Genomic DNA, 25,258 nt, shown 5'->3' on the forward strand with positions numbered 1-25,258 from the left:
CTGCTCGCGGACACCACTGGTGTCGACTGGCTGTTTGTTTCCCCTGCAATGGAATTCTCGGCCTGGCAACCGGGCGAGGATCTCGGCCGTTATCGTGTTGGCGATGAAGTGGCGCTGTTCGACGAGAATGGCAAATCGGCAATCAGCGGGATCGATTATGCACGTGCGGTTCTCGACGAGATCGAAAATCCGACCCGTCACAGGGCGCAGATCGGCGTCGCATATTAATGACATGTCCAGAGTATTTCCGGCTAAAACCGGATCCCCCGAAATACTCCAGGGGTGAATCGGGCTTCATCGCGTCGTCATTTTATCCAGTATTGCCCGTAATCCGGTTTTGCGATGCGATGTTCCAATATCCAGCCCGTAGAGAGACTGGAATTGAGCCACTGAATAGCCCCGAGATTTGTAGACACCTTCTTTGCTAATTTTGAGTCAAGAAGAGCATCATGAGCAAATCGAATTTCAGCGAAGAGTTTAAGCGGGACGCGGTGCGTCAGATCACGGAGCGGGGCTATCCGGTTGCGGAGGTTTCGCAGCGGCTGGGTGTGAGCCCGCGCTCACTCTATGAGTGGAAGAAGAAGTTCTCCTCCGTGTCTGGCAACCAGGGTAGCGACCAGGCCGACGAGATCAGGCAGCTTAAAAAGGAATTGGCGCTTGTCACCGAGGAGCGCGACATATTAATAAAAGCGACCGCGTATTTCGCTAGGGATGCAAAGTGAAGTACGCGTTCGTGGCCCAGCATCAGCAGCGATTTTCGGTGCGGACGATGTGCCGCCTGTTGCGCATCCACCCCAGCGGCTTTTACGCTTGGCTCCGGATACCCTTGAGCAAGCGTGCCTGTGAGGACAAGCGCCAGATCGATCTGCTCGATCACGGCGAGACATGCTGCCCCAACAGGGTTGCCCGCCTGACGCGGATCGCCGGGATAACGGCTCAGATCGGCTACAAGCGCCGTCCCGGAATTTGTGGTGGCAGGCCGTCCATTGTCATCGACAATACGCTGGATCGGCAATTCGACGTGGCGGCTCCGGACAAGGCGTGGGTCACCGACATCACCTATATCCGGACCAACGAGGGCTTCGCCTATCTCGCTGTCGTGATCGATCTCTATTCCCGCCGTGTCATCGGCTGGTCGATGCAGAGCCGCCAAACGATCGATGTCGTGCTGCAGGCGTTGCTGATGGCTGTCTGGCGGCGGAAACCGAAGGATAAGGTGCTGATCCATTCGGATCAGGGGTCGCAGTTCACCAGCATGGACTGGGCCTCGTTCCTCGGGCACCACAATCTGGTTCACTCCCCTCTCGGCGATACCTCGTATCGCCTGCCGGGCAAGGGATGAGCCGACGGGGCAACTGCGATGACAATGCCGTGGCTGAGAGCTTCTTCAATATGTTGAAGCGGGAGCGGATACGTCGCAGGGTCTAGCGTTCACGCGATGAAGCGCGCCAGGATGTGTTCGATTACCTCGAGATGTTCTACAACCCGAAACGCAAGCACGTCAGAAACGGAATGCTGTCACCCCTCGAGTTCGAAAAGCAGCAGAGAACGTAACCCGAGGGTGTCTACGAAACGCGGGGCTATTCACTCGACGCGACCCGGCCGCCGCCCCTCAGGTGCCGATTGCCGGCTTGCCGAACGTCACGGAGCAGCAATGCGAACCCGGCCACAGGAGAGATCCGTCACCAGCGCTAGGATATCCGCAGCATCACCCTCCGGCAGTTGCACCGAGAGAATGGCGCCCTCGGTGGTAAAGGTTTCACGTGCGACAGTCACATCGTCAAGCGCCGATAGACGGGCCTTCACCAGGGCAAGATCTCCAAAGGGGAGGGCGATCGCAACCTCCTGCGTCGCCACAGACCGGCGTTTTTCGGCAGCCTGGAGACACAGCGCGGCGGTGCCGCCATAGGCGCGGACAAGGCCGCCGCTGCCGAGCAGCGTGCCGCCGAACCAGCGGGTGACGAGCACGATCACGCCATCCAGCTGCTGCCCGTCGATTGCCTGCAGGATCGGCTTGCCCGCCGCGCCGCTCGGCTCGCCGTCATCGCTGAAGCGATAGTTTTGGCCAAGCCGCCAGGCAAAGCAATTGTGATTGGCCTCCGGCACCGCTCGCGCGGCGAGGAAGGCGCGGGCCTCGGCCTCATCCGCAATCGGTGCCGCAACCGCGACAAAGCGGCTGCGCTTGATCTCCTGTGACTGGGTGACGGGGGCGAGAATCCGGTACATGCAGGTTTTTTACACGTCTCGCCTCCGGATGGGCAGGGGTTTTACAAACTGCAGGCCCCAAACCGGATCAGGGTGCGTTCGGGCCCAAACGCCGGTCTGGCCTGCCGGAGAGGGGACGACGGAAGGGGCCGCCCGGGAGACGAAACAGAACGGCGCTTTCATTTTCCGATCGCGGCCGTGCCGGGGGCGGGCTGGCCCCTGCCGGCGCTTTTCACGCGGATGGGAGACAAACCGTCCGGCACATGCCATAAGGCGCGCAATTCTCCGTCTGGCGCCCGATCATGATCCGCATCGAAAACATCTCCAAACAGAACAGCCACCGCCTTCTTTACGTCGAAGCCTCCGCCGCCCTCAACCGGGGCGAAAAGATCGGCCTTGTCGGCCCGAACGGCGCGGGGAAGACCACCCTCTTTCGCATGATCACCGGCGAGGAATTGCCGGACGAAGGACAGGTGGCCGTCGAGAAGAATGTCTCCATCGGCTATTTCAACCAGGATGTCGGCGAAATGGCCGGACGCTCTGCCGTGGCGGAGGTAATGGACGGGGCAGGGCCGGTCAGCATCGTGGCCGCCGAACTGCATGCGCTGGAAACCGCCATGTCCGATCCGGACCGGATGGACGAGATGGACGCCATCATCGAGCGCTATGGCGAGGTGCAGGCCCGCTATGAGGAACTGGACGGGTACGGCCTTGAAGGCCGGGCCCGCGAAGTGCTGGCCGGCCTGTCCTTCAGCCAGGAGATGATGGACGGCGATGTGGCAAAACTCTCCGGCGGCTGGAAGATGCGCGTGGCGCTGGCCCGCATCCTGCTGATGCGCCCGGACGTGATGCTGCTGGACGAGCCGAGCAACCATCTGGACCTCGAAAGCCTGATCTGGCTGGAAAACTTCCTGAAGACCTATGACGGCGCGCTGTTGATGACCTCGCACGACCGCGAGTTCATGAACCGCATCGTCAACAAGATCATCGAGATCGATGCCGGGCAGCTCAACACCTATTCCGGCGATTACGGCTTCTACGAACGCCAGCGCGAGCAGAATGAGAAGCAGCAGCAGGCACAGTTCGAGCGCCAGCAGGCGATGCTTGCCAAGGAAATCAAGTTCATCGAGCGCTTCAAGGCACGTGCCTCGCATGCGGCGCAGGTGCAGAGCCGCGTGAAGAAACTCGACAAGATCGATCGCGTGGAGCCGCCGCGCCGCCGCCAGACAGTGGCCTTCGATTTCCTGCCGGCACCGCGGTCCGGCGAAGACGTCGTGAGCCTGAAGAACGTGCACAAGACCTATGGGTCCAGGCGGATCTACGAGGGGCTGGATTTCATGATCCGCCGGCGCGAGCGCTGGTGCATCATGGGGATCAATGGCGCCGGCAAATCCACGCTGCTGAAGCTGGTGACCGGCGCGACGGAGCCGGACCAGGGGACGGTGGCGCTCGGCGCCAGCGTCAAGCTCGGCTATTTTGCCCAGCATGCAATGGATGTTCTGGATGGAGACGCGACCATTCTGCAATGGCTGGAAGAGCGTTTCCCGAAGGCCGGCCAGGCGCCGCTGCGGGCGCTTTCCGGCTGCTTCGGCTTTTCCGGAGATGATATCGAGAAGCGTTGCCGCGTGCTTTCCGGCGGCGAAAAGGCGCGGCTGGTAATGGCCGCCATGCTGTTCGATCCACCCAATTTCCTGGTACTGGACGAGCCCACCAACCATCTCGATCTCGACACCAAGGAAATGCTGATCAAGGCGCTGTCCAGCTTCGAGGGCACGATGCTGTTCGTCAGCCACGATCGCCATTTCCTCGGCGCGCTCTCCAACCGCGTGCTGGAACTGACGCCCGAGGGCATCCACCAGTATGGCGGTGGCTATCTCGAATATGTCGAACGGACGGGATACGAAGCGCCAGGCCTGCATCTGTAAGATGTCATAGGCTATAATTCTCAATATTATCTTTGACAAACCAAGGCTGATGTGAGATAACAAACTCAAGAAGTTAGGTTTCTTGGGTTAAATCCATGTCGGTTCTGTCTAGAGAATATTTTCACAATGAAGCAGCGGCTTTCGAGCACGTTGAAAGCATCATGTGGCCGGAAGGTCCTGCGTGCCCTCATTGTGGATGCATGGGCCGTGTCTACAAGCTGGAAGGCGTTTATTCCAAGCCTTCCAAGAAGAACCCGGAAGGCATAGAGCGTCACGGTCTCAAGAAGTGCGGTGAGTGCCGCAAGCAGTTCACGGTTCGCATTGGTACGATTTTCGAGGAAAGCCATATCCCGCTTCACAAGTGGCTCCAGGCAATCCATCTGATGTGCTCCAGCAAGAAGGGCATCAGCTCTAACCAGCTTCACCGCGTTCTGGAAATCACGCTTAAGTCTGCATGGTTCCTGTCGCACCGCATCCGTGAAGCAATGCGCTCTGGCGAGCTTGGTCCGATGGGCGGCAATGGCAAGATTGTAGAGGCTGATGAAACCTATTTCGGCAAGAAGTCCGGACCGGCCCCGACGATGACCACCAGCGGTCGCCCGTTCACGAAGTCTGGCAAAACAGGCCCTGTGCATAAGCGTGCTGTTCTCGGCCTTGTGGAGCGTGGCGGCATGGTCCGTACCTTTCATGTCGAGAAGGCAAACAAGGAGAACGTTGCCAATCTCGTCAGCGAGAACGTCAGCAAGGAAAGTGTTCTGATGACGGACGAAAGCCGCATGTATGAAACGGTTGGCGCTTCCTTCGTTGATCACCAGACGACGAAGCACTCGGCAAAGGAATACGTCCGCTACGATGGCGAAATTGTCATTCATTCGAACACGATTGAGAACTATTTCAGCGTGTTCAAGCGCGGCATGAAGGGCGTCTATCAGCATTGCGCTGAGAAGCACCTGCACCGTTATCTGGCGGAGTTTGATTTCCGCTATAACAACCGCATCGGTCTTGGTGTGGATGATAGCGCCCGCTCGCTGAATGCATTGTTCGGCGCAAGGGGCAAGCGGCTTCTTTACAGGGACTCATTCGGCGCATAACTTCCTATGGGGAGAGAATGAAAGTCATGGCAGCGCCAGACGAAATACCAACCGATCTCGCGCTTGAAGTTGGCGCAAACTTGGATCCGAAAAGGTTCCTTGATGTTGCGCGCCATTTTTTTGCTTACGTCGAAGACATTGCGCGTGAAGCGATGGTTGGTGAAAAACCACAATGGGAAGTTATTGCACGGCAAGGGAGCACCATACTGGCTATGCAGCCAGCCGAAAACGTCACCACGTTGAACCTTCCTGAGCTATACAGGAGGATTGACGCGGCCTCCGACTTTTTGATTAGGGGTGACGTGGAGGGTTCTAATCTTAGCGAAAGCGCTCTTGGGCATATGCAGGCTTTAGCAGATTTGCGAGACAGGCAAGGGAATAAGGTGCCTGTTCGTTTTTGGGTTCGAAAGAGCCAAACTGTCATAAGCCCCGATGTGGGAGATTACATCAGAGAAAGTCGTGGTCGCGAGTATTTCGATTTCGGTTCTCTCGATGGACGGTTGCAAACTATCCAAGATGCTGGCGGAAGCCTTGAGTTTCGTATCAGAGATATTCTCTACCGCAACCCAATCAAGTGCATAGTTAGTGAAAAGCTGTTGCAGTCGGTGATGGACAATTTCAGAAGGCGCGTCGAGGTTTTTGGCGAAATTCGATATAGTCAGCGTGGAGTTCCGCTTGCTATCAACGTACAATCGCTCAATCCTATGCCTTCCGATGACGATCTTCCAACCGCAGAGGACGTGCGTGGCATTCTTGAGCCATCCAAGGGGGCGGCGTGGCTTTAAAGCACTACTGGGATAGCGGTGTGTTTCTTGCGTGGCTTCAGAACGAAGCGGGACGCATCGACGGCTGCCGTGATACTCTTGATCGTGCAAAAGCTGGTGAAATTGTGATAGTTACCTCTGCGCTCACAATCACTGAGGTTCTTTGGACGAAAGATGGTCCACGGTTGTCAGAAGACAAAGCTGAAATCTTAAATGGATTTTTCAGGCGATCATACATTAGGGTCGTCAACCTTGACCGTGCAATTGCCCAAAAGGCGCAAAAACATGTTTGGAATGATGGTGTAAGGCCAAAAGACTCCATTCATCTGGCAACCGCGCTACATCTTCAATGCGATGTTCTTGAAGCTTTTGATAATGGCTTGCTCAATAAAAACGGTCATTTTGGAACCATCGTTATCCGGGAGCCACAGTGCAAGGCACAGGGAAGTTTGGATTTGCGAAATGGATAAGACGCAGGAAGCAAAGCGTCAGATTGACAAATTCCGCGAAGCCGCTCGTGAACTGGAAACAGATGACGACGAAGCGCGGTTCGACCAACGGCTAGGCAAGATCGCGAAAGCGCCGCCGCAGAAAGACAGCAAGAATGAAGCCGACAATAAGCGCTGAGACAGCGCTGGAGCGCATACGTTGGCACGCGGAAAGCGCCTCTAGCGCCTTCGGCAATATGAAGCGGCCTTTAGCCTATGAGGTTTCACGCGTCCGTATGCTGGGCATCTTGGCCGTACTCGACCAGTTTGACGGATGCGATGACCTCTGGCGGGAGGGCGTCGGCGTTAAAAGCCCAATTGGGAAAGAAGGCGTCTTCCGTGACAGTTATCTCCGTCAGGACGGAAAGATCAAAGTCTTGGGCCTTAAACTTTCGCAGACGTTTCGCCTCGCTATAAATGACAACGGCATTGAGAAGCGTCGCCCCGTTTAACTTGTAGAGCGCGTACGGCTCCAGCACCGCAGACTTGCCGTTGACCTTCGCGGTTATGCGAGACGACTTCTGTATGGCCTGCTTCACGATCTGCGCAGGCTGCTTTCTGCGGTTGCCCTGATTTAGGATAGGGTTTCCTAGAGTTAGTCCTAACGAAAGTCCGATCATCATGATCTCCTTATTCAACCAAGGAGTCTTGTATATCTGATTCTCGCGTGGGTGTGTGAAAGATAATATTGGGCTATAATTCCTATTGACGAAACAAGCATATAAGGAATATTTTCCTTATATGCTTTTTCGCACCCGTCCACTGCCGATCTCTTTTGCCGCCCTGCTGATGGCTTTGCTGCCGCAGGCGACAACCCATGCGGAAACCCTCATCGAGGGGCCCGTTCTGGCGGATGTGGTGCGGGTGGTGGATGGCGACACACTGCTGGTAATGGCACGGCCCTGGCCGCAGCAGACCATCGAGGTTTTCGTGCGGTTGCGCGGCATCGACACGCCGGAACTTCGCGCGCACTGCACGAAGGGGCGCGAAGCGGCGCAGGAGGCCAAGCGTCTTCTGGAGGACCTTGCGGCCCGCTCGCCGCAGGTCAGACTGACGCAGATTGCCGCAGACAAATATTTCGGTCGCATCGTCGCCGATGTGTCGCTCGAAGACGGGCGCGATCCGGCCCGCGAAATGATGGCTGCGGGCCTCGCCGCCCGCTATTCCGGCAAGGGCCGCAAGAACGACCTCTGTGAGGACCATTAACCGACAGAAGGGGCAGCCGCGCCCCGGTCGGGTCTGCCGGGTTCCATGGGAACGGGACAGACCCTGAATTTCCTCCGGTTCGGGTTCTGTCCGGGAAAGCGGTTTCTGCGTCTCCCGGACAAAATGCATGCGTCAGGCGGCGGCCGGCGTCTTGTTCTGCCGGTTGGCAATCAGATCGTCCACGACAGCGGGATCGGCAAGCGTCGAGGTGTCGCCCAGCGCGCCGAAATCGTCCTCGGCGATCTTGCGCAGGATGCGGCGCATGATTTTTCCCGAACGGGTTTTGGGCAGACCGGGGGCGAATTGGATCTTGTCGGGAGCCGCAATCGGCCCGATTTCCTGACGCACGTGCTTGACCAGTTCCTGACGCAGCGCCTCGGTGCCCTCATTGCCTTCCATCAGGGTGACATAGCAGTAGATGCCCTGGCCCTTGATCGAATGCGGGTAACCGACGACGGCCGCTTCGGAGACGAGGTGGTGCGAGACGAGCGCGGATTCCACTTCCGCCGTGCCGAGACGGTGGCCGGACACGTTCAGAACGTCGTCCACGCGGCCGGTGATCCAGTAATAGCCGTCCTCGTCGCGCCGGCAGCCATCGCCGGTGAAATATTTCCCCTTGTAGGTGGAGAAGTACGTCTGGATGAAGCGTTCGTGATCGCCATAGACCGTGCGCATCTGGCCGGGCCAGCTGTCGGTGATGCAGAGATTGCCGTCGGCGGCCCCTTCCAGCACATTGCCCTCGTTGTCGACCAGCTGCGGCTTGATGCCGAAGAAGGGCAGGGTGGCGGAACCGGGCTTCAGATCGGTCGCGCCCGGTAGCGGGGTGATCATGTGGCCGCCGGTTTCCGTCTGCCACCAGGTATCGACCACGGCGCAGCGCTTGTCGCCGACCACGTTGTAATACCATTCCCAGGCTTCCGGGTTGATCGGCTCGCCAACCGTGCCGAGCAGGCGAAGGCTGGAACGCGAGGAGCGGGTGACGAACTCGTCGCCGGCGCCCATCAACGAGCGGATCGCAGTCGGGGCGGTGTAGAAGATGTTGACCTTGTGCTTGTCGACCACCTCCCAGAACCGACCCTGGTCGGGGAAGTTCGGGACGCCCTCGAACATCAGCGTCGTCGCGCAATTGGCGAGCGGGCCATAGACGATGTAGGAGTGACCGGTCACCCAGCCGACATCGGCCGTGCACCAGTAGATGTCACCGTCGTGATAATCGAAGACATATTCATGGGTCATCGCGGCATAGACGAGATAGCCGCCGGTGGTGTGCAGCACGCCCTTCGGCTTGCCGGTGGAGCCGGAGGTGTAAAGGATGAACAGCGGATCTTCCGCCTTCATCTTCACCGGCTCGCAATGGCCCTTCACGCTCGCAATTTCCTGATGGTACCAGAGGTCGCGGCCCGGTGCCCAGTTGGTCTTGCCGCCGGTGCGGCGCACGACGAGAACATTGTTGACCGTGACATACTGGCGCGCCGCGATGTGGATCGCCTTGTCGGTATTTTCCTTCAGCGGCACCGGCTTGCCGCCGCGCACGCCCTCATCGCAGGTGATCACGAAGGTCGACTGGCAGTCGACGATGCGCCCCGCCAGCGCCTCCGGCGAGAAGCCGCCGAACACGACGGAATGGACCGCGCCGATGCGGGCGCAGGCCAGCATGGCATAGGCCGCTTCCGGGATCATCGGCATGTAGATGGTGACGCGATCGCCCTTCTTGACGCCGTGCTTCTTCAAGACGTTGGCGAGACGGCAGACCTGATCGTAGAGCTGGTTATAGGTGATCTTCTTGTCGATATAGGGGTTGTCACCTTCCCAGATGATCGCGGTGCGTTCACCATGCGTCTTCAGGTGCCGGTCGATGCAGTTGTAGGAGACATTGGTCAGTCCGTCCTCGAACCACTTGATCGACACCTTGCCCTTGAACGAGGTGTTCTTGACCTTGGTATAGGGCTTGAACCAGTCGATGCGCTTGCCGTGCTTGCCCCAGAACTTGTCCGGGTTTTCGACGCTTTCCTCGTACCATTTCAGATACTTCTCCCGATCGATGAGCGCGCGCGCCTTCACCTGTTTCTGAACCGGGTAGACTTTCTCCGACATTGACATCCTCCTCATGCTCCGCCGCCTTGCGCAAACGCTTCGGCGGCCCCGTTATGCAATTCTTATCAGCTGTCGCGATGGCGGCAATTAGACAAAGGGTCATGGCGCCTGAACAATTGCAATTTCTGCAAATTGCGGTTATAGAGCGCGGAATTCCCGGAAATTGTGGTGACAGCCCACGGCCCGCGACACCGGCGCGGACGATAGAAGGATCATATCCATGGCTCAAACATTGCTCATGCCGAAGGCGACGGCAGTCTGGCTCGTCGATAACACGGCCCTGTCCTTCGATCAGATCGCCCAGTTCTGCAAACTGCACCCGCTGGAAGTGAAGGCGATTGCCGATGGGGAAGCCGCGCAGGGCATCAAGGGCCTCGATCCCATCGCCACGGGCCAGCTGTCGCGCGATGAAATCGCCCGCGGTGAAAGGGATGTGAACTATAAGCTGAAGCTCGCTGAACCCAAGGTTCGCGTGCCGGAATCGAAGCGCCGGGGCCCGCGCTACACGCCGGTTTCCAAGCGCCAGGACCGCCCGAACGCCATTCTCTGGCTGGTGCGCAACCATCCGGAACTGAAGGATGCCCAGATCTCGCGTCTGGTCGGCACGACGAAGTCGACCATCGAGCAGATCCGCGAGCGCACTCACTGGAACTCCACCAACCTGACGCCGATGGACCCGGTCACGCTTGGGCTCTGCAGCCAGATCGATCTCGACCTCGAGGTCGAACGCGCGGCCAAGAACCGTCCGCTGCCAACGGCAGCCGAGCTGGGCGCCACGCTGCAGGCGGCCGCCGAAACCGAGAACCTCGGCTATCGCTACGAGCGCGAAGAGGAGAAGGAAATCGACGCGGATGCCGTGTTCGCCAAGCTCTCCTCGCTGAAATCCACCCGTCGCGACGACGAAGACGAGGACGATCGCTACTGAGCGGCGGATGCGTCCTGATCGTTTCTGAAAAGCCGGCGCTCAGCCGGCTTTTTTGTTGGGTGGCGAGCCTTGAGCAAGCTCAGGCGCGCAGCGCCTGGCGATTGCAGCTGTAACCGTGATCGGCCAGAATCTCGCCGATTTCATCGAGGATCGCCGGATCATCGATGGTCGCCGGCATCTTCCACGGCAGGCCGTCAGCCATCTTCTGCATGGTGCCGCGCAGGATCTTGCCGGAGCGCGTCTTCGGCAGGCGCTTGACGATCATCACGGTGCGGAAGGCCGCGACCGGCCCGATCTCCTGGCGGACGAGATCAACGATCTCCTTGCTGATCAGGGCATGATCCCGCTCCACCCGGTTCTTCAGCACGAGAAAGCCGCAGGGGATCTGGCCCTTCAACTGGTCCGCCACGCCGATCACGGCGCACTCGGCGACGTCAGGATGCATGGCACAGACCTCCTCCATCGCGCCGGTGGAGAGCCGGTGGCCGGCGCAATTGATGATGTCATCGGTGCGCGCCATCACGAAGACATAGCCATCCTCGTCCACCAGACCGGCATCGGCCGTCTTGTAATAGCCAGGAAATTCCTCAAGGCAGGCGCTGCGAAAGCGCTGGTCGGCGCGCCAGAAGCTGACGAGGCAACCGGGCGGCAGCGGCAGGCGGATAACGATATTGCCCAGTGTTCCGGCCGCCACCGGATGGCCGGCATCGTCCAGAACCTCCACCGCATGGCCGGGCATCGGCATGGTGGCGGAGCCGTATTTCGCCGGCAAAAGACCGAGCCCCGCCGGATTGCCGGCAATCGCCCAGCCCGTTTCCGTCTGCCACCAGTGGTCCACCACCGGCACCTTCAGCATACGCTCGGCCCATTTCAGCGTTTCCGGATCGGCCCGCTCGCCGGCGAGAAACAGCGCCCGAAGGCCGGACAGGTCATGGCGATAGATCAGGTCGCCATCGGGATCGTCCCGCCGGATGGCGCGAAACGCGGTTGGCGCGGTGAACAGCACCTTGACGTCATGCTCCTCGATGACACGCCAGAAGACCGACGAATCCGGTGTTCCCACGGGCTTGCCCTCGAAGACGACGGTGGCACTGCCGGCAAGCAGCGGCGCATAGACGATGTAGGAATGGCCGACCACCCAGCCGATGTCGGACGCGGCCCAGAAGGTCTCGCCGGGAGAGACGCCGTAGATGTTGCGCATGGTCCAGGCGAGCGCCACCATGTGGCCGCCATTGTCGCGGATCACGCCCTTCGGCTGGCCGGTGGTGCCGGAAGTGTAGAGGATATAGAGCGGATCGGTGGCGGCCACCGGCACGCACGGCACCTGGGTGCCCTTGACCCGTTCGGCCTCCACCGCCTGGCCGAAATCGACATCGCCATGTTCGTAACGAAGAGGCGCATGCAGCTGGTCACGCTGTAGCACGAGGCAGGCCTGCGGCTTCACCCGCGCCATGTCGATCGCCTGATCGAGCAGCGGCTTGTAGGGCACGACGCGACCGGGCTCCAGCCCGCAACTGGCGCTGATCACCAGCTTGGCTTCGGAATCGTCGATGCGGGTCGCCAGTTCGTGCGCCGCAAAACCGCCGAACACCACCGAATGGATGGCGCCGAGACGGGCGCAGGCAAGCATGGAAAACACCGCTTCGGCCACCATCGGCATATAGATGATGACGCGATCCCCCTTGCCGACGCCCAGATTGGCGAGCACGGCGGCGATCGCCTGCACCTCCACCAGCATGTCGTCATAGCTGTAGACGCGCTTTTCGCCAGTCATCACGCTGTCGAAGATCAAGGCCCGCTCTGCCCCGCGGCCCTGGGCGATGTGGCGGTCGATGCAGTTGTAGCAGGTATTGGTCTCCCCGCCGGCGAACCAGCGGCCATAAACGCCCTGATCGGGATCGAAGATCCTGTCCGGCGGCGTGAACCAGTGGACGGCCTTCGCCGCCTCCGCCCAGAAGGCCTCCGGATTGTCCTGCCATTGCTGATAGACCGCGCGGTACCGGCTGTGCATCTGATCCTCCCACCATTTGCGCCTTTTTCCGTGGCGCAAATTTTAGGAGGTGGTTGTGAAACCGGAAAGCCCGACGAAAGGGTTAGATCGGTGGATGCCCTTGCCCTTCGTCAAGCATGGATCAGCGATGGCCAAAGATGGCCGAGCCGACGCGAACGCTGGTCGCGCCAAAGGCGACCGCCGTCTCGAAATCGCCGGACATGCCCATCGACAGCTTCTCGACACCGCATTCGGTGGCAAGCTTGGCAAGCAGCGCGAAATAGGGACCAGGATTGCCCTCAGCCGGCGGAATGCACATCAGCCCCTCGATGGCGAGCCCAAGGTCCGCGCGGCAGAAGCGGACGAAATCCACCGTCTGCTTCGGCTCGATGCCGGCCTTTTGCGGTTCCATGCCGATATTGACCTGCACATAGAGCCGCAGGCTGCGTCCCTGCCTCGTCATCTCGTCCGCCACGGCGCGTGCGATCTTCTCGCGGTCGATCGTCTCGATGACGTCGAAGAGGGCCACCGCATTGGCCGCCTTGTTGGATTGCAGCGGGCCGATGAGGTGCAGTTCGAGACCCGGCGTCTCCGCCTTCAGCGCCGGCCACTTGGCCTCGCTTTCCTGGACGCGGTTTTCGCCGAAAATCCGCTGGCCGCTCTCGATCACGGGTCGGATGGCATCGGCTTCGAAGGTTTTGGATACGGCGACGAGGGTCGCGCTGCCGACGGGCCGGCCCGCATCCTGCTCCGCCGCCGCAATCTTCCGGCGAACCTCCGCCAGGCGTTCCTCGACACTCATGACCCGTCTCCTTGTTGCCTGCCTCGGCGATAGCCTTAGCGTGCCGGCCTGCCAAGCCTTTGCAACGGAAATTTGCCGCAACAGCCTCGAAAACTTGACGCTTCCTGCCATTCGTGGTGAAGGTCACCCCATCTTAGTCGTACCCGGAATTTCATCGACATGGCGAGCGAACGTTACAATCCGCGGGATGCCGAACCCCGCTGGCAGAAGAACTGGTCCGAGGCAAAGACCTTCGAGACCGACAACAGCGATACGCGCGACAAATATTACGTGCTCGAGATGTTCCCCTATCCCTCGGGGCGCATTCACATGGGCCATGTGCGCAACTATGCCATGGGCGATGTCGTGGCGCGCTACAAGCGCGCCCGCGGCTATAACGTGCTGCATCCCATGGGCTGGGACGCCTTCGGCATGCCGGCGGAAAATGCCGCCATGCAAAACAAGGTGCACCCGAAGGACTGGACCTACCAGAACATCGCCACCATGCGCGCCCAGCTGAAATCCATGGGTCTGTCGCTCGACTGGTCGCGCGAATTCGCCACCTGCGATGTCGATTACTACCACCGCCAGCAGCACCTGTTCCTCGACATGATGGAAAAGGGCCTGGTCTATCGCAAGCAGTCCAAGGTCAACTGGGACCCGGTCGACCAGACGGTTCTGGCCAACGAGCAGGTGATCGACGGCCGCGGCTGGCGTTCCGGCGCGCTGGTGGAACAGCGCGAGCTGACGCAGTGGTTCTTCAAGATCACCGACTTTGCCGAGGATCTGCTCGACGCGCTCGACACCCTCGACCAGTGGCCGGAAAAGGTCCGGCTGATGCAGAAGAACTGGATCGGCCGCTCGGAAGGCCTGACCATTCGCTGGGAGCTGAGCGACGCGAGCCGCGCCGCCGCTGACTGCAGCGAGATCGAAGTCTATACGACCCGCCCCGACACGCTGTTCGGCGCCTCGTTCCTCGCCATTTCCGCAGATCATCCCGTGGCCAAGGCGCTCGCCGCCGGCAATGCGGACGTGCAGGAATTCTGCGAGGAGTGCCGTCGCCAGGGCACCTCGCTCGCCGCCCTCGAAACTGCCGAGAAAAAGGGCTTCAACACCGGGCTGACCGTCAAGCATCCGCTGGACCCCGCCTGGGAACTGCCGGTCTTCATCGCCAATTTCGTGCTGATGGATTACGGCACGGGTGCCATTTTCGGCTGCCCCTCCGGTGACCAGCGCGACCTCGACTTCGCCCGCAAATACGATCTGCCGGTCGTGCCCGTGGTGATGCCGGAAGGTGGCGATGCGGCAAGCTTTACCGTCGGCACGGAAGCCTATGACGGCGACGGCGTGATGATCAATTCCCGCTTCCTCAACGGCCTCTCCACCGATGCCGCCTTCCAGACGGTCGCCAACATGCTGACCGGCCAGACGCTCGGCAATGCGCCGCAGGCGGCCCGCAAGGTGAACTTCCGCCTGCGCGACTGGGGCATTTCCCGCCAGCGCTACTGGGGTTGCCCGATCCCGGTCATCCACTGCGATGACTGCGGCGTGGTGCCGGTGCCGAAGCAGGATCTGCCGGTGAAGCTGCCGGATGACGTGACCTTCGACGTTCCCGGCAATCCGCTCGACCGGCATCCGACCTGGCGCAATGTGGCCTGCCCCTGCTGCGGCAAAGATGCGCGCCGTGAAACGGACACCATGGATACCTTCGTGGATTCCAGCTGGTACTTCGCCCGTTTCACCGCGCCTTGGAAAAACAACCCGACCGATCCCAAGGTTGCCGATCATTGGCTGCCGGTAGACCAGTATATCGGTGGCATCGAGCACGCGATCCTGCATCTGCTCTATTCCCGCTTCTTCACCCGCGCCATGCGCGAGACTGGTCATGTCGGCCTGAAGGAGCCCTTCAAGGGCCTCTTCACCCAGGGCATGGTGGTGCATGAGACCTACAGGCTCGGCGAAGGCCAGAACGGCCAGTGGGTGGCACCGGCCGAAATTCGCATCGAGGAAATCGACGGCGCGCGAAAGGCGTACATGCTTTCGTCGGGCGAAGAGGTCGCCATCGGCTCCATCGAGAAGATGTCGAAGTCGAAAAAGAACGTGGTGGATCCGGACGACATCATTGCCTCCTACGGCGCCGATACCGCACGCTTCTTCGTTCTCTCGGATTCGCCGCCGGATCGCGACGTGATCTGGTCGGAAGCCGGCGTGGAAGGCGCGCACCGCTTCGTGCAGCGCGTCTGGCGCCTGATTTCCGAAGCCGCGCCGGAACTGGTGAAGGTCGAGGCCGTACCTGCCAAGGAAGGCCCGGCGCTGGCCATTTCCCAGGCCGCGCACAAGACGTTGCAGGCAGTGCAGGGCGACTTCGACAAGCTCGCCTTCAACAAGGCCGTGGCGCGCATCTACGAATTGGTGAATGCGCTGGCAAATCCGCTGACCCAGGTTGCTGCGGGCGGCCAGGACGCGACGCTGGTGGCTGCGGTGCGCGATGCCGCCCAGATCCTGACGCAGATCATCGCACCGATGACGCCGCATCTGGCGGAGGAATGCTGGACGGTGCTCGGCAATGCCGGCATGGTGGCGGAAGCCGCTTGGCCGGTCTTCGATCCGGCGCTTGTGGCCGACAACGAGGTGCTGCTTCCGGTGCAGATCAACGGCAAGAAGCGCGCCGAATTGACAATTGCCCGCGATGCGGACCAGAATGCCATCCAGCAGGCGGTCCTGCAGCTCGAGGCGGTTCAGGCAGCGCTTGCCGGCAACCCGCCGAAGAAGATCATCATCGTCCCACAGAGGATCATCAACATTGTTGTTTGAACGCTTGCCAGCACTTCGCCGTGCCAGCCAAACGGCTCTTGTGCTTCTTGCCTGCGCGACGCTGGCGGCTTGCCAGGTCAGGCCGCTTTACTCCTCCGCCGGTGGAACACCCGCAAAGCTGGCCGCCATCAAGATCTCGCCGGCCGATGATCGGGTGGAGCAGGTGGTCCGCAACCAGCTGATCTTCCTGACCTCCGGTGGGGCAGGGGAGCCCGCCAAGGCCGACTACCAGCTGACGATGAATGTGACATCGGCCCGCGCCGACATCATTGACGACAGCGTGTCTGTCGGCCTGACGCCCGGTCGCGTGACGGTGAATGCGACCTATACGCTTTCGCACATCAGCGATGGAAAGGTGCTGAAGACGGCGACGCGTTCTGTCACCTCGCTGGTCGACATCGGCAACCAGCAATTTGCCAAGCTGCGCGCCTATCGTGACGCAGAAGACCGGGCCGGACGCGAACTGGCCGAATTCATCCGTGCCGATATCGCCGCAACGCTCGGTCGCTGATGCAAGATGGCGGAAATCAAGGCCCATGAATTCGACCGGTTGCTTCCCAAGGCTACCGAACTCTACCGGATCTTCCTGATTTATGGTCCGGATCGTGGCCTTGTTTCGGAGCGTGCCGCTGAACTGGCGGCACGCGCCGGCGTGAAGCTGGACGATCCATTCTCCTTCACACGTCTCGATCTCGCCGATCTCCAGGGCGATCCCGGCCGCCTCGTGGACGAGGTGAATGCAATTGGCCTGTTCGGCGGGACCAAGCTCGTCTGGGTGCGGGGGAGCGGCAATGAGAAGCCCCTGGCGGAAGGCCTGCAGGTGCTGGTTTCCGGGCGGGAACCAGACAGCATCCTGATCATCGAAGCCGGCGACCTCAAGAAGACAAATATCCTGCGCAAGATTTGTGAGCCGGCAAAGCTTGCAGTTGCAGTTCCCTGCTATGCCGATGATGCCAAGTCCTTGAATCTTCTTATCGATCGCGAGCTGGAAGCGGAGGGCTTACGGATTTCTTCCGATGCCCGACAGGCGCTGCTTGAAGTTCTCGGCGGCGACCGCGTCGCATCCCGCAACGAGGTGCGCAAGCTTGCGCTTTATTGCCGCGGCGAAACCGTGATCGAGGAACATCACGTCCAGGAGATCATCGGCGATGCGAGCGCGATCTCGACGGATGACGCCGTGGACTGTGTGCTCAAGGGCGATCTGCCCGGCCTGCATCGCGCGATCCAGAAAATCGTGACCTCGAAAACGCCGGTTTTCCTGGTGCTTCAATCCTGTCTGCGTCAGTTCCAATTGCTCGACGTCATGCGCGCCGAAATGGACGAGAAGCGAACGCCGGCCGCACAGATCATGCAGACCGCGGGCCGTCATATCCACTTCAAGCGCAAACCGCTTTTCGAGAAAGCGCTGCGCAACTGGTCCGCCGAGACCATCAGCCGCGAGATGAACAGGCTGCATGTCGCGGTGCTTCAATCGCGCCAGAAGCAGGTTCTCGAAGACACCATCGCCTTCCAGACTCTCATGGCCACCGCGCTGCAATCGGCACGGGCGGCTCGTCAATAAGATATCGCCTGCTGTTGAAACGTAATCCCGCGACGCCCACCACTGGCTCAGCGTCCTCAGGGCGGTTTGGGCTGACGGAGGGATTCACGCGCTGACACCACGTAAAACGGCCGCAGCGAAAGGAACCGCCACGGCCGTCATTCATGTGCAGTTGATCGATGGAAGCGCGATTACCGCCGCTCGAGAAGCCGGCAAACATCTTCCAGTTGTTCCAGGGTGCGATAGCCGATACGAATCTGGCCTCCCGTTCCCTTGTGATTGATCTTCACGTCAAGACCGAGCGCATCGGACAGCGTACGTTCCAGCGCCAGCGTGTCTGAATCCTTTTCCGCTGTCCTTGAGGCGGGGCGGGGCTCGGTCTGCGCCTTGATATCCGCCTGCGCCATGCGTTCAGCGTCGCGGACAGACAGCCCCTTGGTGACGATGGTTCGGGCGAGCGAGGCCGGATCGGAGGTGGACACAAGCGCCCGCGCATGTCCTGCGGACAGGTCGCCCGCCGCCAACATGTCGCGAACCGGTTCCGGCAACTTCAGCAGCCGGAGACTGTTTGCCACATGGCTGCGGCTCTTGCCGATGATCTCGCCCAGATCGTTCTGTGTGTAGCCATGTTCCGCTATCAGCTGTTCATACCCCAGCGCCTCTTCCAGCGGATTGAGATCGGAACGCTGAACGTTTTCAACGATTGCAAGTTCAAGCGCTGTCCTATCATCGACATCACGCACGATGACGGGGATCTCAACCAGACCGGCCAGCTGCGCGGCGCGCCACCGGCGCTCGCCGGCGATGATTTCGTAATTGGTTCCCAGTGTACGCACGACGACAGGCTGGACAATGCCGTGCTGACGAATCGAGCTAGAAAGATCCTGCAATTCCGTTTCGTCGAAAGTCTTGCGTGGGTTGCGGGGATTTCGAACCACATGCTCGATTGGCACAAGTCGGTCAGCACTCACCGACCTGGCGGGCGTCTCGCCAACGGGAGACACCTGATCCATCTCACCGATCAATGCAGCAAGACCGCGGCCAAGGCGCCGCTTGGAAACATCTTCACTCATGCTCACTTAAACCTTCGGCATTCAGGCCGCCTTGCGGCGGCGCTCGCGCTGGATCACTTCAGAGGCCAGTTGCAGATAGGCCTGGCTGCCGGCGCATTTCAGATCATAGAGGATCGCCGGCTTGCCATAGGACGGCGCCTCGGACACCCGCACATTGCGTGGGATCAGGGTATGATAGACCTTTTCGCCCAGATAGGTCCTGACATCGCTGACCACCTGCTGCGCCAGATTGTTGCGTGCATCAAACATGGTCAGCACGATACCCTGGATATCCAGCCCCGGATTGACAGACTGGCGCACCTGGTTGACTGTCTCCAGCAACTGGCTGAGACCTTCCAGAGCGAAAAACTCGCACTGCAGCGGCACCAGCACCGAATGTGCGGCAGCCATCGCATTCACGGTCAGCAGGTTGAAAGAGGGCGGGCAGTCAAGCAGGATATAGGAAAAATTGCGGGCATCGTTGCCCTGCAGGGCTCGCCGCAGGCGGAAGGCGCGATCCGATTCGCGGCCGATTTCCATTTCAAGCCCCAGCAGATCCATGGTGGATGGGATGATGAACAGGTTTGGAACGGCTGTCGCAACAGCAGCATCACTGACCGTCTGATTGCCCATCATCACATCGAAGGACGAGATCTTGCGGTCGCGGCGATCGATGCCAAGGCCGGTGCTGGCATTGCCCTGCGGGTCCAGATCGATAATCAGAACACGCTCACCGATTGCGGCGAGCGCTGTTGCAAGATTGATGGCCGTGGTCGTCTTTCCGACCCCACCCTTCTGATTGGCGATGGTGATAATACGATTTGTCTCGTACATGGCGCACCTGCTGAAGAGGTCAAAGCTTGGGCTGCAGCCGAGATATCTCCAAAATGACGGAATCGCGCTCGACAGCACTGGCATGTTGTACCAGATCGAACTGCCAGCGACCATGCGCTTTCTCCACCTCAGCCGCGTAATCCCGGCCTTTGTGGAGGAAAGCCTTGACTCCGTCGCGGCCAAGCATCCAGGGCGCGGTGTAGTCAAGAAGCAGCGGCAATTCTGCCAAGGCGCGGGCAGAAAGAACGTCACAGGTCTCGATCAGACGTGGTGCATCCTCGATACGAACGGGATGAACGCTGCCACGCCCACCCGTTTCCAGAAGAGCCGTCCGCAGAAACGAGGCCTTTTTCTGATTGCTCTCCACCATATGCACCCAGCCATCACCTAGCTCGGCCAGAAAAATGGCGGTGATCACGCCGGGGAATCCGCCGCCCGATCCAAGGTCCACCCAGGTCGAGGCATGGGGATGCAACTGATAGATTTGCGCACTGTCAGCAATATGGCGCTGCCAGAAGTCTGCCTTGGTGGAAGGAGCAACCAGATTGATGGCCTTGGCCCATTTGTGAAAAAGCGCCTCGAATCGTTCGAGGCGCTCGATTGTTTCACGTGAAACACGTTTGCCGTTCAGTTCCATTTACGAGACTCGCAGTGCGCGGGCAGTGGCTCCAGCCTTCTTGACCAAAGCAAGCAGCAAGGCCAGTGCAGCAGGCGTCATACCATCAACCTTTGCGGCTTGCGCCAGGTTGCGCGGATTGGCGCGCTTCAACTTCAGCTTCAGTTCATTCGAGAGGCCGGAAATTCCGTCGAAATCAAAATCATCGGGAATGATCCGCTCTTCGTCGCGACGCACCGAGAGAATATCAGCCTGCTGCCGCGCCATGTAGACCGCGTACCCAGCTTCGATCTCCAAAGCTTCGGCAATCGGCTTCTCCAGCGTAGTCAGCTCAGGCCATATGCGGCGAAGCACATTCATGTCAATTTCCGGATAGGAGAGAAGCTCATAGGCACTGCGACGCTGCCCGTCCTGATTCAGGCGAAGCCCATGTGCTTCGGCTTCCTTCGGGGTCACATTCCGCTCCTGAAGCAGCAGGCGTCCTGCATCCAGCCGGGAGAGATAATGATCAAAGCGGTCGGACCGCGCGCGCCCAACCAGACCCAGAGCCTGACCTGCTGGCGTCAACCGTACGTCGGCATTGTCTGCCCGCAGCGACAGCCGATATTCGGCGCGCGACGTGAACATGCGGTAGGGTTCCGTCACCCCGCGGCTCGTGAGATCATCAACGAGAACGCCGATGTAGGAGTCCGTACGGCTGAAGACATGGGCCTGCTGTCCGCCGGCCAGACGCGCGGCGTTCAAACCAGCCACGAGGCCCTGCGCACCGGCCTCCTCATATCCCGTCGTACCATTGATCTGACCCGCCAGGAAAAGACCGGCGAGACGTTTCAGTTGTAGGTCCAGACCAAGTTCGCGTGGATCGACATGATCATATTCGATCGCATATCCCGGCTGCAGGATCTCAACAGTTTCGAGGCCGGGGATCGTCCGAATGAAGGCTTCCTGCACTTCGGCGGGAAGCGAAGTTGAAATCCCGTTGGGATAGACAGTGTCATCGTCAAGGCCTTCCGGTTCCAGAAAGATCTGGTGACCATCGCGCTCGCCGAACCGGACGATCTTGTCCTCAATCGATGGGCAATAGCGCGGACCCACGCCTTTGATCTGTCCCGAATACATAGCCGACTTGGTAATGTTGTCCGCGATGATATGATGAGTTTTGTCGGTGGTGCGCGTTACACCGCAGGCGATCTGTCGCGTCGTGATCCGATCGGTCATGAAGGAAAAGGGGACCGGATCGTCATCTGCTTCCTGTCGTCCGATGGAGTCCCAATCAATCGTCCTGCCATTCAGGCGGGCGGGGGTCCCCGTCTTCAGGCGTCCCAGCGCAAGGCCGAGCGCTGTAAGGGTCGCAGATAATCCTTCCGAGGGCGCTTCGCCCACCCGTCCGGCTGGCGTGGTCCGGTCACCGATGTGAATGAGCCCGCGCAGGAAAGTTCCGGTCGTCAACACCACGGCGCGGGTTTGAAAGCGTCTGCCATCCTTCATGACAACGCCCGTCACCGCACCGGAAGCATGGGTGAGATCGAAGGCGTCGCCCTCGATGATCGTCAGGTTCGCATGATTGAAAAGCGCGGCCTGCATGGCTTCGCGGTAGAGCTTGCGATCTGCCTGGGTGCGCGGGCCTCGGACCGCTGGTCCCTTCTTTCGGTTCAGCAAGCGAAACTGGATCCCGGCGGCATCTGCGATGCGCCCCATCAGGCCATCCAGCGCATCGATTTCCCTGACCAGATGTCCCTTGCCGAGACCCCCGATGGCCGGATTGCAGGACATCACACCAATCGTGTCGCGCCGGTGGGTAACAAGGGCCGTCCGTGCACCGATGCGCGCCGCGGCAGATGCCGCCTCGCAGCCCGCATGGCCACCGCCGATCACAATCACATCAAAGCTGTTCATGGTCCGTCACCAACTGCCGTGGCAGTGTTTCACGTGAGTCATTTTCCAATGCAGAATTCCGAGAAGATCACATCAAGCAGATCTTCCACATCGACCCGGCCGGTAATGCGACCGATCTCTTCCGCCGCCAAACGAAGGCTTTCCGCCCGAAGATCGAGAGGTCCCCCAGATAACCCTTCTTCCAGGAAAAGGGAAGCCCGCCGGAGATGCCCTGCATGCCGTAAACGTCCGGCGCCAACGGCGCTTACCGCATTCCAGTTTTCCCGGACACGATCAAGAACAAGCTTGCGGACAGTATCCAGTCCTTCACCGGTAAAGGTTGAAATCATAGCGTCGTAGGACCGCCTGGCCGAAGGGTGGAGATCGGATTTCGTTCCGATAGCGAGAATGGGCGCTGTCGACTCCACATTATCCGATTGTTCCGGAGGAGAATCGATTTCCGAAAGCAGCAGGACGAGGTCAGCCTCAGCAACCGCCCGCCGTGCCCGTCGTACCCCTTCCTGCTCGATCACGTCATCCGTCTCGCGCAAGCCCGCAGTGTCGTAGAAGCGGACGAGAAAGCCCTCGATATCAAGATCGACATGCAGGACATCTCGGGTGGTCCCGGCAATGTCGGTGACAATCGCCACATCACGTGCCGCGACGGCATTCAGAAAGCTCGACTTGCCGGCATTGGGCGGACCTGCGATCACCACCTTGAAACCATCACGGACGCGTGTAGCGCTCTCCGTTGCTCGAATCTGGCTCAGGATTTCGCTCTGGATTTCAGCGACCTCCGCCCAGACCTGGTCAGACACGGAACCCGGGACATCGTCCTCATCCGCGAAGTCCAGCTCGGCCTCGATCAGCGCGCGGCAACGGGTCAATCGTTCCGCCCAGTCATGATAGGCAGCAGACAACCCCCCGGCACTCTGCTCGATCGCCAGCCGTCGCTGCATTTCGGTTTCCGCGGAGATCAAATCCCCGAGGCCCTCGACCTCAACCAAGTCGAGTTTTCCGTTGCTGAACGCACGCTGGGTAAATTCGCCCGCTTCGGCGGCGCGCAGTCCGAGGGATAGCAGTTCGTCCTGAAGAGCAGCAACGACAGCACGTCCGCCATGCACCTGAAATTCGATGCAGTTCTCTCCCGTAAAGGAATGCGGAGCGGGAAAGGTCAGAACAAGACCACGGTCAATCATCTCACCGTTTCGGCGACGAATCGATCGCAGTACCATGCCGCGGCCAGCTGGAAGCGCAACAAGGCGTCCTGTTGCGTCAAACGCGTCTTTGCCGCTGACACGAACGACAGCGACGCCCGAAGGCGTCGCACCGCTGGAAAGAGCGAAGATGGTGTCGGTTGCAGCCATGAAAGCGCCCCAGCCGATATCCGGCCACCGGCGGATGGGTTGACCGGAATCCGGCTACTGATCAGGTGTTCATCGAATCGAAGAAGTCGCCGTTGTTCTTCGTCTGCTTGAGCTTGTCGATGAGGAACTCGATCGCATCGGTCGTTCCCATCGGCGCCAGGATACGGCGCAGAACGAAGATCTTCTGGAGGTCCTGCCGGGGCACCAGCAGGTCTTCCTTGCGCGTACCGGACTTGAGAATGTCCATCGCAGGGAAGATGCGCTTGTCGGCCACCTTGCGGTCCAGGACGATTTCCGAGTTACCGGTGCCCTTGAATTCTTCGAAGATCACTTCGTCCATGCGGCTGCCGGTATCGATCAGCGCGGTGGCAATGATGGTCAGCGAACCGCCTTCCTCGATGTTACGGGCCGCACCGAAAAAGCGCTTCGGGCGCTGAAGGGCGTTGGCATCCACACCGCCGGTCAGGACCTTGCCGGAGGAGGGGACCACGGTGTTGTAGGCGCGACCGAGACGCGTGATCGAATCGAGGAGAATGACGACGTCGCGACCATGCTCGACAAGGCGCTTGGCCTTTTCGATGACCATCTCGGCCACCTGAACGTGACGAACCGCCGGTTCGTCGAAGGTGGAGGACACGACTTCGCCGCGCACGGAGCGCTGCATGTCCGTCACTTCTTCCGGACGCTCATCGATCAGCAGGACAATCAGATAGCACTCCGGATGGTTCGCCGTGATGGAGTGGGCGATGTTCTGCAGCAGAACAGTTTTACCAGTGCGCGGCGGTGCGACGATCAGGCCACGCTGGCCCTTGCCGAGCGGTGCGACAAGATCGATCACCCGAGCGGACAGATCCTTGGAGGTCGGGACCTCCAGTTCCATCTTGAAGCGTTCGTTCGGATAGAGCGGCGTCAGGTTATCGAAGTGAACCTTGTGGCGGATCTTTTCCGGGTCATCGAAATTGATCGTGTTGACCTTGAGAAGTGCGAAGTAGCGTTCGCCTTCCTTTGGACCACGGATCGGACCTTCGACCGTGTCGCCGGTCTTCAGCGAGAAGCGACGGATCTGCGAGGGCGAAATGTAGATATCGTCCGGCCCCGGCAGATAGTTGGCATTGGCGGAGCGCAGGAAGCCGAAACCATCCTGCAGCACTTCCACCACGCCTTCGCCGATGATTTCCACATCCTGGCTGGCCAAGACCTTGAGAATCGCGAACATCAATTCCTGCTTGCGCATGGTGCTCGCGTTTTCGACCTCCAGCGATTCGGCAAAGGTCAACAAGTCGGTCGGCGACTTGCTCTTGAGTTCTTGAAGCTTCATTTCAGCCATGAAGAAGGGACCGTGTGGATTTTGAGGGAAATTGGCGTGTCTGTGGATTTCGCTGCCGCAGGAAACCGCGGAGGACATGGGTATGTTCACAAGCCACGAAAGAGGAGTGCGAGGAAAATAGCGGCTTCCCCCCTGCGCCGCAAGGGGGGCTTCCAGAAATCTTGAGGTTCAGAACGGTTTGACGACAACCAGGATGACGATCAGCATCATCAGAACCGTGGGAATTTCGTTCATCATACGCCAGTAGCGTGCGCTCCGCCGCGGACAGTCTGCCGCAAACTGACGCACCGCGCGGCTCTGATGCATATGGGTAAGCGTCAGCAACACGACGAGTGCAATCTTGGCATGCAGCCAGCCGCCCTGG

General features: G+C 59.9%; 22 protein-coding genes and 2 pseudogenes. 12 read left to right on the forward strand and 12 right to left on the reverse strand.

What is annotated here, in order from left to right; all coding sequences use genetic code 11:
- A pseudogene (locus FNA46_RS14795) lies at positions 1–228 on the forward strand (NAD-dependent epimerase); the annotation flags it as partial.
- 221 nt (positions 229–449) lie between these two features.
- A pseudogene (locus FNA46_RS14800) lies at positions 450–1,554 on the forward strand (IS3 family transposase).
- 87 nt (positions 1,555–1,641) lie between these two features.
- Here FNA46_RS14800 and FNA46_RS14805 read toward each other — a convergent pair.
- Positions 1,642–2,226, reverse strand: coding sequence for an IMPACT family protein (locus tag FNA46_RS14805; RefSeq protein ID WP_143125988.1), 585 nt, complete (start codon positions 2,224–2,226; stop codon positions 1,642–1,644).
- 281 nt (positions 2,227–2,507) lie between these two features.
- Between FNA46_RS14805 and FNA46_RS14810 the strand changes: the two genes are divergently transcribed.
- The 5 genes from FNA46_RS14810 to FNA46_RS26090 all read left to right on the forward strand — a co-directional run bounded on the left by FNA46_RS14810 (position 2,508) and on the right by FNA46_RS26090 (position 6,612).
- Complete coding sequence (locus tag FNA46_RS14810; RefSeq protein ID WP_143125989.1) at positions 2,508–4,130, forward strand: ABC-F family ATP-binding cassette domain-containing protein; 1,623 nt, start codon at positions 2,508–2,510, stop codon at positions 4,128–4,130.
- A gap of 95 nt (positions 4,131–4,225) precedes the next feature.
- On the forward strand, positions 4,226–5,221 hold the full coding sequence (locus FNA46_RS14815; RefSeq protein ID WP_143125990.1) for an IS1595 family transposase: 996 nt from the start codon (positions 4,226–4,228) through the stop codon (positions 5,219–5,221).
- 26 nt (positions 5,222–5,247) lie between these two features.
- Entirely contained in the window at positions 5,248–6,006 is a 759-nt protein-coding gene (locus FNA46_RS14820; RefSeq protein WP_143125991.1) for a hypothetical protein, read from the forward strand.
- A complete protein-coding gene (locus tag FNA46_RS14825; protein ID WP_185969867.1) occupies positions 5,997–6,455 on the forward strand; it encodes a type II toxin-antitoxin system VapC family toxin in 459 nt (152 codons plus the stop codon). The genes FNA46_RS14820 and FNA46_RS14825 overlap by 10 nt, the downstream gene beginning before the upstream one ends.
- A complete protein-coding gene (locus FNA46_RS26090) occupies positions 6,448–6,612 on the forward strand; it encodes a hypothetical protein (RefSeq protein WP_185969868.1) in 165 nt (54 codons plus the stop codon). Before FNA46_RS14825 ends, FNA46_RS26090 begins: the two co-directional genes overlap by 8 nt.
- Positions 6,613–6,697: 85 nt before the next feature.
- Here FNA46_RS26090 and FNA46_RS14830 read toward each other — a convergent pair whose 3' ends face one another.
- Complete coding sequence (locus tag FNA46_RS14830; RefSeq protein WP_185969869.1) at positions 6,698–7,096, reverse strand: hypothetical protein; 399 nt, start codon at positions 7,094–7,096, stop codon at positions 6,698–6,700.
- Between the two features lie 118 nt (positions 7,097–7,214).
- Here FNA46_RS14830 and FNA46_RS14835 point away from each other — a divergent pair, with 118 nt between their 5' ends.
- The gene (locus FNA46_RS14835) at positions 7,215–7,679 is read left to right on the forward strand and encodes a thermonuclease family protein (RefSeq protein WP_246103108.1); all 465 of its coding nucleotides are present in this window, start codon (positions 7,215–7,217) and stop codon (positions 7,677–7,679) included.
- A 132-nt stretch (positions 7,680–7,811) separates the two neighbouring features.
- Here FNA46_RS14835 and acs read toward each other — a convergent pair whose 3' ends face one another.
- A complete protein-coding gene (gene acs, locus FNA46_RS14840) occupies positions 7,812–9,773 on the reverse strand; it encodes an acetate--CoA ligase (RefSeq protein ID WP_143125994.1) in 1,962 nt (653 codons plus the stop codon).
- Between the two features lie 220 nt (positions 9,774–9,993).
- Between acs and FNA46_RS14845 the strand changes: the two genes are divergently transcribed.
- Complete coding sequence (locus FNA46_RS14845; RefSeq protein WP_143125995.1) at positions 9,994–10,698, forward strand: DUF1013 domain-containing protein; 705 nt, start codon at positions 9,994–9,996, stop codon at positions 10,696–10,698.
- A 79-nt stretch (positions 10,699–10,777) separates the two neighbouring features.
- Here FNA46_RS14845 and FNA46_RS14850 read toward each other — a convergent pair whose 3' ends face one another.
- The gene (locus tag FNA46_RS14850) at positions 10,778–12,709 is read right to left on the reverse strand and encodes a propionyl-CoA synthetase (RefSeq protein WP_143125996.1); all 1,932 of its coding nucleotides are present in this window, start codon (positions 12,707–12,709) and stop codon (positions 10,778–10,780) included.
- A 121-nt stretch (positions 12,710–12,830) separates the two neighbouring features.
- Positions 12,831–13,490, reverse strand: a complete 660-nt coding sequence (locus FNA46_RS14855; protein WP_143125997.1) for a YggS family pyridoxal phosphate-dependent enzyme — start codon at positions 13,488–13,490, stop codon at positions 12,831–12,833.
- Positions 13,491–13,649: 159 nt separating this feature from the next.
- On the opposite strand from FNA46_RS14855, the gene leuS reads away from it, so the two are divergent.
- The 3 genes from leuS to holA are packed head-to-tail and all read left to right on the forward strand — an operon-like array spanning position 13,650 to position 17,844.
- A complete protein-coding gene (gene leuS / locus FNA46_RS14860; RefSeq protein ID WP_143125998.1) occupies positions 13,650–16,283 on the forward strand; it encodes a leucine--tRNA ligase in 2,634 nt (877 codons plus the stop codon).
- A gap of 4 nt (positions 16,284–16,287) precedes the next feature.
- The gene (locus FNA46_RS14865) at positions 16,288–16,794 is read left to right on the forward strand and encodes a hypothetical protein (RefSeq protein WP_425468763.1); all 507 of its coding nucleotides are present in this window, start codon (positions 16,288–16,290) and stop codon (positions 16,792–16,794) included.
- A gap of 6 nt (positions 16,795–16,800) precedes the next feature.
- On the forward strand, positions 16,801–17,844 hold the full coding sequence (holA, locus tag FNA46_RS14870; RefSeq protein ID WP_143126000.1) for a DNA polymerase III subunit delta: 1,044 nt from the start codon (positions 16,801–16,803) through the stop codon (positions 17,842–17,844).
- Between the two features lie 170 nt (positions 17,845–18,014).
- Here the strand turns inward: holA and FNA46_RS14875 are convergent, their stop codons facing one another.
- From FNA46_RS14875 to FNA46_RS14905, 7 genes are all read right to left on the reverse strand, one after another.
- The gene (locus tag FNA46_RS14875) at positions 18,015–18,896 is read right to left on the reverse strand and encodes a ParB/RepB/Spo0J family partition protein (protein WP_143126001.1); all 882 of its coding nucleotides are present in this window, start codon (positions 18,894–18,896) and stop codon (positions 18,015–18,017) included.
- 21 nt (positions 18,897–18,917) lie between these two features.
- Positions 18,918–19,709, reverse strand: coding sequence for a ParA family protein (locus FNA46_RS14880; RefSeq protein ID WP_143126002.1), 792 nt, complete (start codon positions 19,707–19,709; stop codon positions 18,918–18,920).
- Positions 19,710–19,728: 19 nt separating this feature from the next.
- Complete coding sequence (gene rsmG / locus FNA46_RS14885; RefSeq protein WP_143126003.1) at positions 19,729–20,346, reverse strand: 16S rRNA (guanine(527)-N(7))-methyltransferase RsmG; 618 nt, start codon at positions 20,344–20,346, stop codon at positions 19,729–19,731.
- The gene (mnmG, locus tag FNA46_RS14890; RefSeq protein WP_143126004.1) at positions 20,347–22,221 is read right to left on the reverse strand and encodes a tRNA uridine-5-carboxymethylaminomethyl(34) synthesis enzyme MnmG; all 1,875 of its coding nucleotides are present in this window, start codon (positions 22,219–22,221) and stop codon (positions 20,347–20,349) included. It lies immediately after the preceding gene.
- A 38-nt stretch (positions 22,222–22,259) separates the two neighbouring features.
- Entirely contained in the window at positions 22,260–23,567 is a 1,308-nt protein-coding gene (gene mnmE, locus FNA46_RS14895; protein WP_143126005.1) for a tRNA uridine-5-carboxymethylaminomethyl(34) synthesis GTPase MnmE, read from the reverse strand.
- Positions 23,568–23,628: 61 nt separating this feature from the next.
- On the reverse strand, positions 23,629–24,894 hold the full coding sequence (gene rho / locus FNA46_RS14900; RefSeq protein WP_143126006.1) for a transcription termination factor Rho: 1,266 nt from the start codon (positions 24,892–24,894) through the stop codon (positions 23,629–23,631).
- A gap of 168 nt (positions 24,895–25,062) precedes the next feature.
- The coding region (locus FNA46_RS14905; protein ID WP_185969870.1) for a CopD family protein at positions 25,063–25,258 on the reverse strand (196 nt) is incomplete at its 5' end.

The sequence above is a fragment of the Affinirhizobium straminoryzae genome (assembly GCF_007004135.1).
Classification (GTDB): Bacteria; Pseudomonadota; Alphaproteobacteria; order Rhizobiales; family Rhizobiaceae; genus Neorhizobium; species Neorhizobium straminoryzae.